At 71.9% G+C, this 10,983-nt stretch carries 9 protein-coding genes and 1 pseudogene; 5 read left to right on the forward strand and 5 right to left on the reverse strand.

Annotated elements, in window-relative coordinates; translation table 11 throughout:
• Positions 1 to 70 precede the first annotated feature (70 nt).
• A complete protein-coding gene (locus Cco03nite_RS28590; protein ID WP_203695578.1) occupies positions 71 to 2,560 on the forward strand; it encodes a transglycosylase domain-containing protein in 2,490 nt (829 codons plus the stop codon).
• A 50-nt stretch (positions 2,561 to 2,610) separates the two neighbouring features.
• Here Cco03nite_RS28590 and Cco03nite_RS28595 read toward each other — a convergent pair whose 3' ends face one another.
• Together Cco03nite_RS28595 and Cco03nite_RS28600 are read right to left on the reverse strand one after the other, a co-directional pair.
• Positions 2,611 to 3,324, reverse strand: coding sequence for a hypothetical protein (locus Cco03nite_RS28595; RefSeq protein WP_203695580.1), 714 nt, complete (start codon positions 3,322 to 3,324; stop codon positions 2,611 to 2,613).
• Positions 3,325 to 3,438: 114 nt separating this feature from the next.
• The gene (locus Cco03nite_RS28600) at positions 3,439 to 4,722 is read right to left on the reverse strand and encodes a cytochrome P450 (RefSeq protein ID WP_203695582.1); all 1,284 of its coding nucleotides are present in this window, start codon (positions 4,720 to 4,722) and stop codon (positions 3,439 to 3,441) included.
• A 114-nt stretch (positions 4,723 to 4,836) separates the two neighbouring features.
• Here Cco03nite_RS28600 and Cco03nite_RS28605 point away from each other — a divergent pair, with 114 nt between their 5' ends.
• Together Cco03nite_RS28605 and Cco03nite_RS28610 are read left to right on the forward strand one after the other, a co-directional pair.
• Positions 4,837 to 5,994, forward strand: a complete 1,158-nt coding sequence (locus Cco03nite_RS28605) for a hypothetical protein (RefSeq protein ID WP_203695584.1) — start codon at positions 4,837 to 4,839, stop codon at positions 5,992 to 5,994.
• Between the two features lie 71 nt (positions 5,995 to 6,065).
• Positions 6,066 to 7,397: a serine hydrolase domain-containing protein gene (locus Cco03nite_RS28610; RefSeq protein WP_203695585.1), complete on the forward strand. Its 1,332-nt coding sequence runs from the start codon at positions 6,066 to 6,068 to the stop codon at positions 7,395 to 7,397.
• Positions 7,398 to 7,474: 77 nt separating this feature from the next.
• On the opposite strand, the gene Cco03nite_RS42945 is transcribed toward Cco03nite_RS28610, so the two are convergent.
• The gene (locus tag Cco03nite_RS42945; RefSeq protein ID WP_308440667.1) at positions 7,475 to 7,942 is read right to left on the reverse strand and encodes an SDR family NAD(P)-dependent oxidoreductase; all 468 of its coding nucleotides are present in this window, start codon (positions 7,940 to 7,942) and stop codon (positions 7,475 to 7,477) included.
• A gap of 62 nt (positions 7,943 to 8,004) precedes the next feature.
• Positions 8,005 to 8,232: pseudogene (locus Cco03nite_RS42950) on the reverse strand (SDR family NAD(P)-dependent oxidoreductase); the annotation flags it as partial.
• Positions 8,233 to 8,269: 37 nt separating this feature from the next.
• Between Cco03nite_RS42950 and Cco03nite_RS28620 the strand changes: the two are divergent.
• Together Cco03nite_RS28620 and Cco03nite_RS28625 are read left to right on the forward strand one after the other, a co-directional pair.
• Positions 8,270 to 9,232, forward strand: a complete 963-nt coding sequence (locus Cco03nite_RS28620; RefSeq protein ID WP_203695587.1) for a phosphotransferase enzyme family protein — start codon at positions 8,270 to 8,272, stop codon at positions 9,230 to 9,232.
• An 83-nt stretch (positions 9,233 to 9,315) separates the two neighbouring features.
• Positions 9,316 to 10,068 carry an SDR family NAD(P)-dependent oxidoreductase gene (locus Cco03nite_RS28625; protein ID WP_203695589.1) on the forward strand — a complete coding sequence of 251 codons (753 nt, stop codon included), beginning with the start codon at positions 9,316 to 9,318 and terminating at the stop codon, positions 10,066 to 10,068.
• Here the strand turns inward: Cco03nite_RS28625 and Cco03nite_RS28630 are convergent.
• Entirely contained in the window at positions 10,056 to 10,955 is a 900-nt protein-coding gene (locus tag Cco03nite_RS28630) for an AraC family transcriptional regulator (RefSeq protein ID WP_203695591.1), read from the reverse strand. The two genes, Cco03nite_RS28625 and Cco03nite_RS28630, sit on opposite strands and share 13 nt — an antisense overlap.
• Positions 10,956 to 10,983 lie beyond the last annotated feature (28 nt).

Genomic DNA, 10,983 nt, shown 5'->3' on the forward strand with positions numbered 1-10,983 from the left:
CGATGATCGCCCGATCTTATGTGTTTTGCGGGGGCTCGGGCCTGCGCACCTGACCTGAGGCGGTGACCTGATGAGCTCGCGCTACCGCAACCCACTGGTCAACATTGCGTCCATGCTGATCTGCGGCCTGCTGGCCGGAGTCGTCGTCGCCGCCGGGGTCTTCCCGGCGGTGGCGCTGTCCGGCATGGCCGCCGTCGTGGGGGGCGACGCCTTCGGCAAGCTGCCCGACGAGCTGATCGTCAAACGCTCGCCCCAGCTCAGTTACCTCTACGCGGCCGACGGAAAGACCCTGCTGGCCACGATGTACGACGAGAACCGGCGCGACCTGCCGCTGGCCGACGTGCCGCTGATCGTGCGCCAGGCCGTGCTCGCCGCCGAGGACCAGAAGTTCTACGAGCACAACGGCGTAGACATCAAGGGCATCGCCCGCGCGTACATCGCCAACAAGAAGGCCGGCGACGTGCAGCAGGGCGCCTCGACGCTGACCATGCAGTTCGTCCGGCTGTCCATCTCGTACTCGGCCGACACCGCGCAGGAGGTCGTCGACGCGACCGAGGACACCGCCAAACGCAAGATCCGCGAGATGCGCTACGCCATGGCCATCGAGCAGCGCATGAGCAAGGACGACATCCTCGAGGGCTACCTCAACACCGCATACTTCGGCAACCGGGCGTACGGCATCTTCGCCGCCGCGCAGGTGTACTTCGGCAAGGAGCCGAAGACGCTGACCGCCGCCGAGTCCGCCTTCCTCGCCGCGCTGGTCAAGTTCCCCGGCGACTTCGACGTGATCAGCCTCAAGGGCCAGGCGCTCGCCGTCGCCCGGCGCGACTACGTGCTCGACGAGATGGTGGGGACCGGCGCGCTCACCGCGCAGCAGGGCGCGGTGGCCAAGGCCGAGCCACTGAAGGTCACCGGCAAGTTCACCCCGAACGGCTGCGTGCAGAGCACCAACATCAAGTGGGGCTTCTTCTGCGACTTCTTCCAGCGCTGGTGGAACCAGCAGCCGGTGTTCGGGGTCACCCCGTACGACCGCGAGCGCTCGCTGAAGTCGGGCGGCTTCCGCATCATCACCTCGCTGGACGTCACCGCGCAGTCCGCGATGGACCGCAGCATCGACCGCTCGGTGAACAAGAACCCGGACCTGCCCGGCGGCAAGTGGAAGTACAAGTCCGACGCGGTCCTGCTGGCCGCCGTCGAACCGGGCAGCGGCAAGGTGCGCGGGCTGGCCGCCAACCGCAACTTCCGGATCGACAGCAAGACCAAGCCGCAGAACGGCAAGGCGTCCAACCCGGCGCTGGCCCGCCGCGGCGTCCGGGGCAGCTACCCGAACACCACCAACCCGCTGCTGACCGGCGGCCCCGACATCGGCGGCTACCAGCCCGGCTCCGTCATGAAGATCTTCACCATGGTGGCGGCGCTGGAGAAGGGCTACCCGCTGTCCACGGTCATCAACACCCGCGCGCCGTACGTCTCCCGGACCCGGATCACCGGCAGCCCGAACTGCGGCGGCTACTGGTGCCCGACCAACTCGGGCGGGCGCAACTTCGGCCCGCAGAACATGTGGAACGGCTTCGGCAGCTCCATCAACACGTTCTTCGTGCCGCTGTTCGAGATGACCGGCGGCTCGCACGTCATCGACACCGCCAAGCGCATGGGCCTGACCTTCTACGACAACCCGCGCTCGACCCTCGACGACTTCTACTACTCCACGCAGGCCGCCGACGGCTGGGGGCCGTTCACGCTCGGCGCGTCCGACCACACGCCGCTGCAGATCGCCAACGCGTTCGCCACCCTGGCCGCCGACGGCGTCTACTGCGAGCCGATCCCCGTCGAGTCGATCACGACCAGCAAGGGCGAGAAGCTGGCCGTCGGCGACCGGCGCTGCAAGCAGAACATCCCGGTGGACGTGGCCCGCGCCGCGATCGACGCGGCCCGGTGCCCGGTCGGCGACCGGTCGCTGTACGGCAAGTGCCAGGGCGCCACCGCCCGCGACTCCCGCGAGATCATCGGCAAGCACATCGCCGGCAAGACGGGCACCACCGACAACTCCAAGTCGGTGACGCTCACCATCACCACCAAGCAGCTGGCGATCTCCGGCTTCCAGACCGACCCCGACTGGGCGCAGGTCAACCATGCCATGTCGCACCGCGTCATCAACCCGGCGGTGCAGTTCGCGCTGCGCGACGCGATGAAGGGCAAGGAGTCGATCCAGTTCCAACGGCCCAGCAACCTGCGGCTGGTCACCGGATCGCAGGTGGCCATCCCGGCGGTCAAGTGCCGCACGGTGCCGCAGGCCCGGTCGATCCTCAACGGCAAGGGCTTCAAGGTCGAGGTCGCGTCCAAGCAGGTCGACTCGGACTGCCCGAAGGGCACCGCGTCCGGCACGAACCCGTCGGGCCGGACCATCAAGAACGGCATCGTGGTGATCGAGGTCAGCAACGGCAGCAAGGCCAAGCCGAGCGCACCGCCCCAGGCGCCGACCAGTCCGCAGCCGAGCCCGCCACCCGGACCCGGACCGAATCCCCCTCCGCCCGCCGTGGTAGCCGCCCGCTACGGCTGACCTGCCGCGAAGGCCGGGCCGTCCGCCGGCAACGGATGGCCCGGCTGCCGTCAGCCGCGGATCGCCGCCAGCAGGTCGGCCGGCATCGCCGTGACCTCGTCCGCAGGCGGCGCGCTCACCGTGACCGGGGTGACGTAGCTGTACGTCGCCGCCATCACCATACCCGGCACGAGCTGCGACAGGTCGACCTCGAAGCTGGTCAGCCGGCCCTCACCGTCGGTGCTCGCGACGAAGGGCACTGCCCGCAGGTTCTCAGCGAGCGCACCGACCTTGCTCGGGTCATACGTCGGCGAGGTGGTCATGTCCACCGTGCCCTGGAACAGTCCAGGCCCGGCGAGCTGCACCTTGTTGACGGCGTTGACCAGGCCCAGCACCCCACCCGGGTTCTTCGGGTTCGCCATGTCGAACGTGGTGCCCGCGACGTCGGCAGCCGTCGTGTGCATCCACTTCGCCAGCCGCGGGTTGCCCTTCACCTTCAGCCAGACGTCGTCACCGATCATCAGCGCGTTCATCTCGGTGGTCTTGCCGCCGAACGGCAGCGAGGCCACGACGGTGGCCTGGCGACCGGTCATGTCCAGCCACCCGTTCGCCGCGACCTGGCCGCCCACCTCCATCGAGAACTGGACCGGCTGGGTCGTCAAGGCGAGTGACGCCTTCGCGAACTGCTCCTCGGCCGACGCCGGTGGCGCCGACGTCGCCGGGGCGGCGTCGCCGTCCGAGCCGCAGCCCGACAACCCGATCGCCACAGCCGCCAGCACGGCCATGGCACCAACTGCACGCCTTCTCACCTATACAGCTCCTCGCCCAAGATAGATCATCGCGGCGGGACTATACGTGGTCGCGGCGATCGCCGTCCGTCATCTATTCCGGACACCAGATCAAACGGACTCCGATGCGGGGAAGACCGCGCCGACCGCCGGGGTCGGGGTGAACGTCGACGGCATGCCGATGTAGCCGTTGATCGCGCCGATCGACGGATAACGCTCCGCCGCCTGCTCGTCGATGACGTAGTCGGGGATGCGGCGCAGGATCTCGTCCAGCATCACCACCGCCTCCACCTTCGCCAGGTGCGCGCCGACGCAGCGGTGCACCCCCGAACCGAACGCGACATGCCGGTTCGGCGTACGGTCCAGGCGCATCTCGGCCGGGCAGTCGAAGGCCGCCGGGTCGCGGTTGGCGGCGGCGAACGCAAGCATCACCCGCTCACCGGCCGCGATGCGCTGACCGCCGAGCACCGTGTCCCGGGTCGCCGTACGCGACATGAACTGCACCGGGGCCAGCACCCGCAGGAACTCGTCCACGGCCGTGGGCAGCAGCCCCGGGTCGGCGATCAGCCGGTCGCGGTCGGCGGGGTTGCGGTGCAGCCAGTGCAGGGCGTGCGAGACCAGGGCCGTGGTGGTGTCCACTCCCCCGGCGACGACCAGCCCCGCGGTGGCGATGACGTGGTCCAGCGGGAGCAGCTCGCCGTCGTCGCCGGTCGCGGTGGCCAGCACGCTGATCAGATCGCCGGTCGGCTCGGCCCGGCGGGCCACCACCAGCGCGCCGAGCACCGCCATCATCTCGCCGACGGCGGTCATCGCCTCCGTCCAGGACGCGCTGCCGGGCGGCGAGTACGTCAGCAGGTGGATCGGCCCGGCATACCGTTCCCAGTCCGTCAGCGGCACCCCGAGGATGCCGAGCGTGACGATCGCCGGCACGGGGTTGGTCAGCTCGGCGACCAGGTCGGCCTGCCCCTTCGCGGAGAACCGGTCCAGGCAGGCGGCGGTGACCTGGCGGATGAACGGCTCGCGGCGGCGGGACTGCTCCGGCGACAGCGGGCCGTTGAGCAGCCGGCGGTAGACGGTGTGCAGCGGCGGGTCCAGCTCCTGCGGCACGTTCAGGGCCGGGATCGGCGGGTTGCTCGTGCCGCGCATCGGCCCGCCCGGGTCGGTGTGGTCCTGGTACGAGGAGAACACCGCGTGGTCACGCAGGGCCTCCACCACGTGCTCGTACCCGGAGACGACCCAGGTCCCGCCGTGGGCGGCGGTGTGCGCGACCGGGCACGACGCGACGTTGCCGTCGGAGATCTCCTGCCAGCGGTCGCGGTAGTCCGCGCCGTGGTGGTCGAGCTCGATCGTCGGCCGTGCCGCCTGGTCGCGTACGGCGTCCGGGTGTGCCTGCATGGGCGTCCTCCTCAGTCAGCGTCCATCATGGACCGTGACCTCCGCCTCGCCCAGCGTGAAGTTTCAACCGCCCGGGTGGTGGTGCGCCGACCGGCCCGGCCCGATGATGACCGGGTGGTGGAACTTACCGTGCTGAGCACCGTGTTGGTGCTGTTCAAGGCTGCTTTCGCGGGCGAGGATCTGGACCGCAAGCTCGGCGCCGACGTCATCTCCACCGTGCTCGGCGGACTGCTGCGCACCGCCTCGCCCACCGACCCGGTGCTGCTCAAGGTGCTGGAACTGGCCGAGAAACTCGACGTCAGGGACTACAAGAAGGCCATGGCCGGCGGCCACCGCTACCTCACCGAGGCGCACCTGGGCCCCACCCTGCGCATCGATCGGCTCCACCTCGCCCGGACGCAGTTCGTCGACGCGGCCTCCGCGGCCGAGGCGATGGAGGTGCCGATCCTGGTCGCCAACGCGGAGTACGCCGTCGCCAAGTGCGACGCGCTGCTCGCCGCGCCCGTGGACGCCGCGTTGGCGCTCGACCGGGCGGCGGCGGCGCTGGAGGGGGCCATCGAATCCATCGACACCCCCGGGGCCGCCTACCGCTGGCTGAGGCTGAACGAGGCGAAGTTCGCCCAGGACAGCTCGGTGACCAACTGGCTGACCCGCGCCGCCGACCGGGACCTGATCCGGCAGCGCGACCTCGACGCGGCGGGCAAGACCGCCGACGACCTGCAACGGGACCTGCGGGAGCTGACCGACCTGTACAGCGAGGTGCAGACCGCGGCCCTGGCCGGCACGGACGGGGCCCGGCCGGTGCTGTGGGCGCAGCCGCCGGGCGGGAACGTCCGGGCCGGTCTCGACGCCAAGGCCGTCGCGACGCTCGGCGACGACGCGCCGGTCCGCGGCTTCGGCCTGACCCTGCGGGTCGAGCAGCGCCGGATCGGCCAGGCCCTCTCCGGCGGGCGCATCGTCGAGCTGGCGCTGAATCTCACCGTGCACGACGACCGGATCCTGCACTGCACCGGCGCGTACCTGCCCGCGGTGGGACCGCCCACCGAGCCGGCGGGTTCGCCGCTGCGGCTGCGGGGCCTGACCGCGCTGCTCGCCCCGCTCACCCCACCCGGGTCCGGCACGGTCGCCGTGCCCCGGGGCAGCCACCGGCGGGTGCTCACGGTGCCGCTCGGCGACATCGAGGACACTGTGAAGATCAGGATCTCGCGGCCGTCGTCCGGGGGACGGCAGGCGTCCACCGGGGCCTGCCTGTACATCCCGTTGCCGCGGTGACGGCGGCAGCCCCGTAGCGTCGCTCGATCGGGCGAATGGCGCGTTCCGTACCGCGGTGCCATCATCGCTTGATGGTCGTCGCTCGCCGTACGCTGCTGGGGGCCGGTCTGGCCGCGGTGGGCGCGGCCGTCACCGGATGCGGTGAGTCCGCGGCGAACCGCAGCCCCGCCTGGGTGGCGCCCGACGCCACGCCCGCCACCAGCGCACCGCCGACGCCGAGTCCCACCCCGTCGCCTTCGCCTAGTCCGCCCGGCCAGGCCGCGTACGCGGCCGACGTCACCAAGGCCCTGCGCCGCCACCTGCCGGACGGCGCGCAGACCCTGCGGCACGACGGCTTCCCGGGCGCGGTCGCGCTCGTGCTGGTCGACGGCAAGGCCACCGTGCACACCGCGGTCGGCGAGGCGCTGCGCTACGACGCCGGGCCCACGCTGCTGCCCGCCGCGCGCCGGGTGCCGATGCGCCCCGACTCGATCTTCGACCTGGCCTCGGTCACCAAGGTCTACACCGCGATCCTGCTGCTGCAGCAGGTCGACAAGGGCAGGGTCGCGCTGGACGCGCCGGTCGCCGAGTACCTGCCCGGGTTCACCGGCGCGGGCAAGGGCGCGGTCACCGTCGCCATGCTGCTCACGCACACCAGCGGCCTGCCCGTCGGCGCGAAGGTCACCGGCCTGCCCGACAACGCGGCCCGCTGGCAGGCGGTCCTGGCCGCGCCCCTGGTGTCCGGCGCGGTGCCCGGCCGGACGTTCCGCTACTCCAGCGTCGGCCTCATGGTCGCCGGGAAGATCGTCGAGAAGGTCACCGGGCAGCGCCTCGACCAGGCGCTCAAGTCCGGCCTCACCGGGCCGCTCGGGCTGCGCGACACCGGCTTCCTGCCGAACACCTGGCTGTCCGCCGGGGCGCGGCGCACCCGGCTGGTCGCGACCGACGCCCGGTCCTCGCGGGGCCTGCTGCGCGGCACCGTGCACGACGACGTCGCCAACCACCTGGGCGGGATCGCCGGGCACGCGGGCGTGTTCGCCAGCGCCGCCGACGTCGCCGCGATCGGGCAGCTGCTGCTCGACGGCGGCGTGTACCGGGGGAGGCGCGTCCTCGCCGAGGCGACCGTCCGGAAGATGCTGGCCGACGCCAACGCCGGCAAACCCGCCGTGGACCCCGAACGCCCCACCCGGACCTCAGCGCACGGCCTCGGCGTCGTGCTCGACCAGCGCTGGTTCATGGGCCGGCTGAGCAGCGCCCGCACGTTCGGCCACACCGGCTTCGCCGGGCCGTCGCTGCTGGTCGACCCCGGCCGCCGGCTCGTGCTGGCCCTGCTCACCAACCGGGCCCACCCGAACTGGAGCTGGGCCGACCCCGATCCGGCCCGCGTCGCCGTGGCCGACGTCCTCGCCCGGTCCCTCGCCTGACCAAGATCGCTCGACTTGCCCGGCACCTGTGCGAATGCGCACTCAAGATACGCACAGGTGCCGGGCAAGTCGGTGGATCAGGTACGCAGGTACGACGCGCCGTTCAGGTCGATGATCGTGCCCGAGGCCCACTCGGCCTGCGGCGAGGCCAGCCAGTGCACGGCCGCGGCGACCTCCTCCGGCTGCGCGACCCGGCCGAACGGGCTCTGCTGCCGGATCGCGTCGGCCCGGTCGGAGTTGAGGTGCTCGCTGACCATGTCCGTCTCGACGAATCCCGGCGCGACCGCGGCGACCGCGATGCCGTACGGGGCCAGCGCCACCGCCAGCGACTGCGTCAGCGAGTTCAGCCCGGCCTTGCTCGCGCCGTACGCGACCTGGCCGGGTTCGCCGCGGAACGCCCCGCGCGAGGAGACGTTGACGATGCGCCCGCCGCGTTCGCGCATGTGCCGGGCGGCGCACCAGATCGCGTTGGCCGCGCCGACCAGGTTCGTGTCGAGGGTGGCCCGCCACTGCTGCTGCCAGTCCGCATAGGAGGTTTCGAAGATCGGGTGCGGGGTGAACCCCCCGCGTTGTTGACGAGCACGTCCAGCCCGCCGAGCGCCGCCGCCGCCTCGTCGACCATGGTCTGGACCGCGGCGGGGTCGGCCAGGTCGGCCCGCACCACCACGTGTCCGCTGCCGGGCAGCGCGTCCCGCAGCCGCTCAGCGGCGGACACCGATTCGCGGCAGTGGATCGCGACCCGGTCGCCGCTGTCGGCGAACGCCTGCGCCACAGCCTTTCCGATGCCCCGAGAAGCTCCTGTCACCAGTACCGCGCGCCCAGTCATGGAGATCATCCTGCCAGGCCGCGCCGCGGTGTGCTGAAGTGGACCGGTGGACGCCAAGGAGATCTCCGCCCGGTTCGGCCTCGGTGCGGGCGCGAAGCTGTCGGACGGTCCGGTCGCGAACGGCCGCCAGGGAGCGATCTGGCGGCTGGAGACCTCGACTGGACGCTGGGCGGTGAAGACGCTGTTCCACCCGGCCGACGAGGACGAGGCGCACGCCGCGACGGTGTTCCACGAGGCGGCGTACGCGGCCGGGGTGCCGACCCCGCAGGTGCGCCGGACCGTGGCCGGCACCGTGTTCGCCCTCATCGGACAGACCCCGGTCCGGGTGTACGAGTGGGTGGACCTCAAGGGCACCGACACCGGCCTCGATCCGGAGCTGGTGGGCACGGTGGTGGCCGCCGTACACCGGGTTCCGGCGGCCGGGGCGGGGCCGGTCGATCCGTGGTATCGCGAACCGCTCGGCCCCGAACGGTGGGACGAGCTGGTGCGGGAGCTGGCCGCCGCCGGGGCCCCGTTCGCCGGGCGGCTGGCCGGGCTGCGCGACGAGCTGGTGGCGCTGGAGTCGTGGCTCGAACCTGCGGACGCGGTGCAGACGTGCCACCGCGACCTGTGGGCCGCCAACCTGCTGGGCACCGCCGACGGCGGCGTGTGTGTGATCGACTGGGAGAACAGCGGCCCGGCCGACCCGAGCCACGAGCTGGCCTGCGTCGTGTTCGAGTTCGGGCGCACCGACCCGGGCCGGGCCCGCGCGCTGGTCGACGCGTACCGGCAGGCGGGCGGCCCGGGGACGCTCGACCGGCGCGGGCACTTCTCGATGCTGATCGCGCAGCTCGGCCACATCACCGAGATCGCGGCCACGGACTGGCTGCACCCCGAGGCCCGGAACCGGCACCGCGCCGACTCGGCCGCCTGGATCAGCGAGGTCCTGGACGAGCCACACACCCGCGAGCTGCTCGCTGGGCTGCTCGCAGCAGTAGGATCAGGCAAGAGCACGGGAGTTTGGTTCTAACGTCTGCCCTGCTCACGGTGATTTGCTGGGGACGTCGATATCCCAGGGGTGCGAGAGTGCTCCGTGAAGAATCAGGCGGAACCATGCAGATCGCCATCGTCACCGGCGCCAGCTCCGGCATCGGGCAGAGCACGGCAGTCCAGCTCGCCAAGCGCGGCACGGGCGTCATCCTGACCTACCACGGCAACCCGTCCGGGGCGCGGAACACGGTCACGGCCGTCGAGAAGGAGGGCGGCACGGCCGTCGCGCTGCCGCTGGATGTGGGCGACAGCTCAGCCTTCCCCGCCTTCCACGCCTCGGTCGTCGCCGCACTGCGCGACACGTGGGGCCGGGACACGTTCGACTACCTGGTCAACAACGCGGGCTTCGGCCGGTTGGCGCTGTTCGAGGACACCAGCGAGGAGCTGTTCGACTGGTTCATGCGGGTGCTGCTCAAGGGACCGTACTTCCTCACCCAGACGCTGCTGCCCCGGCTGGCCGACGGCGGCGCGATCGTCAACGTGGCCAGCAACTCGGCGCTGCTGTCCGGAATGGAGCCCGGCTACTCGGCGTACGCGTCGATGAAGGGCGGCCTGCTCGTGCTGACCCGCTACCTGGCCAAGGAGCTGAGCGTACGCGGCATCCGGGTCAACGCCGTCTCGCCCGGCCCCACCCGCACCGCCATCGCCGACTGGGACCAGCACGCCGAGGCCGTCGCCGCGATCACCGCGCGGACCGCGCTGGGCCGGCTGGGCGAACCCGACGACATCGGCACGCTGATCGCCGCGCTGCTCGGCGACGAGGGCCGCTGGGTGACCGCGCAGAACATCGAGGTCGCCGGCGGCTACAACCTCTGACCGGCCCCGGTCGTGTCGCGCAGCCGGGCCGCGTCCTGGCTGGGCGGCGCGCCGAACTGGCGCCGGTACTCCCGGCTGAACTGCGACGCGCTGTCGTAGCCGACCCGGCTGCCGACACCGGTGACGTCGTTGGGGTGGGTGGCCAGCAGCAACCGGGCCTCCTGCAGCCGGATCTGCTTCTGGAACTGGATCGGGCTCATCGCGGTCACCGCCTGGAAATTGCGGTAGAACGCCGACACGCTCATCCCGGCCCGCTGCGCCACGTCCTCGACCCGGAACGCCTGCGCGTAGTGCTCGCGGATCCACCGGACCGCGCGGGCGATGTGGGTCAGGCTGCTGTCGGCCAGGCCGAGCTGGCGTACGACGCCGCCCTGCTCGCCGGTGATGAGCCGCCACAGGATCTCCCGCTTGATCAGCGGCGCGAGCACGGCGGCGTCGCGGGGCCGGTCGAGCAGGCGCACCAGCCGGACCACCGCGTCCACCAGCTCGTCCGGGGCGTCGCTGACGGCCAGCGCCGACGGAGCGCCCGTGCCGCCGGGCGGGACGTCGCCGGGGGCGGCCTGCAGCAGCAGCTCGGCCACCGTCGCCGGGTGCAGGACGAGGCCGAAGCCCAGCGCCGGCTGCTGCGGGCTGGCCTTGGTGAAGTGGCCGGTGACCGGCAGGTCCACCGAGGCGACGAGGTACTGCCCCGCGCGGTACTCGTACACCCGGTCGCCGAGCGCGATGCGTTTCGCGCCCTGCGCGATCAGGGCCAGGACGCTGCCGGTCATCGACGGCGACGGCTGTTCCCGCCGGTCGACCTTCGAGATCAGGACGCCGTCGATGGCGGTGCTCATGTCGGGCCGGGCGTGGCGGTCGAGCAGCCCGCGCAGCTCAGCGAGGTCCATCACCCGATTCAAGCACGCGGGTGGCCGC

It is taken from the genome of Catellatospora coxensis (assembly GCF_016862635.1).
GTDB classification, from domain to species: domain Bacteria; phylum Actinomycetota; class Actinomycetes; order Mycobacteriales; family Micromonosporaceae; genus Catellatospora; species Catellatospora coxensis.

What these genes read in the sequence shown, in the direction of transcription:
- Cco03nite_RS28590 (WP_203695578.1), top strand. Translation starts at nt 71, where the DNA reads ATGAGCTCGCGCTACCGCAACCCACTGGTCAACATTGCGTCCATGCTG.
- Cco03nite_RS28595 (WP_203695580.1), bottom strand. Translation starts at nt 3,324, where the DNA reads ATGGCCGTGCTGGCGGCTGTGGCGATCGGGTTGTCGGGCTGCGGCTCG.
- Cco03nite_RS28600 (WP_203695582.1), bottom strand. Translation starts at nt 4,722, where the DNA reads ATGCAGGCACACCCGGACGCCGTACGCGACCAGGCGGCACGGCCGACG.
- Cco03nite_RS28610 (WP_203695585.1), top strand. Translation starts at nt 6,066, where the DNA reads ATGGTCGTCGCTCGCCGTACGCTGCTGGGGGCCGGTCTGGCCGCGGTG.
- Cco03nite_RS28625 (WP_203695589.1), top strand. Translation starts at nt 9,316, where the DNA reads ATGCAGATCGCCATCGTCACCGGCGCCAGCTCCGGCATCGGGCAGAGC.
- Cco03nite_RS28630 (WP_203695591.1), bottom strand. Translation starts at nt 10,955, where the DNA reads ATGGACCTCGCTGAGCTGCGCGGGCTGCTCGACCGCCACGCCCGGCCC.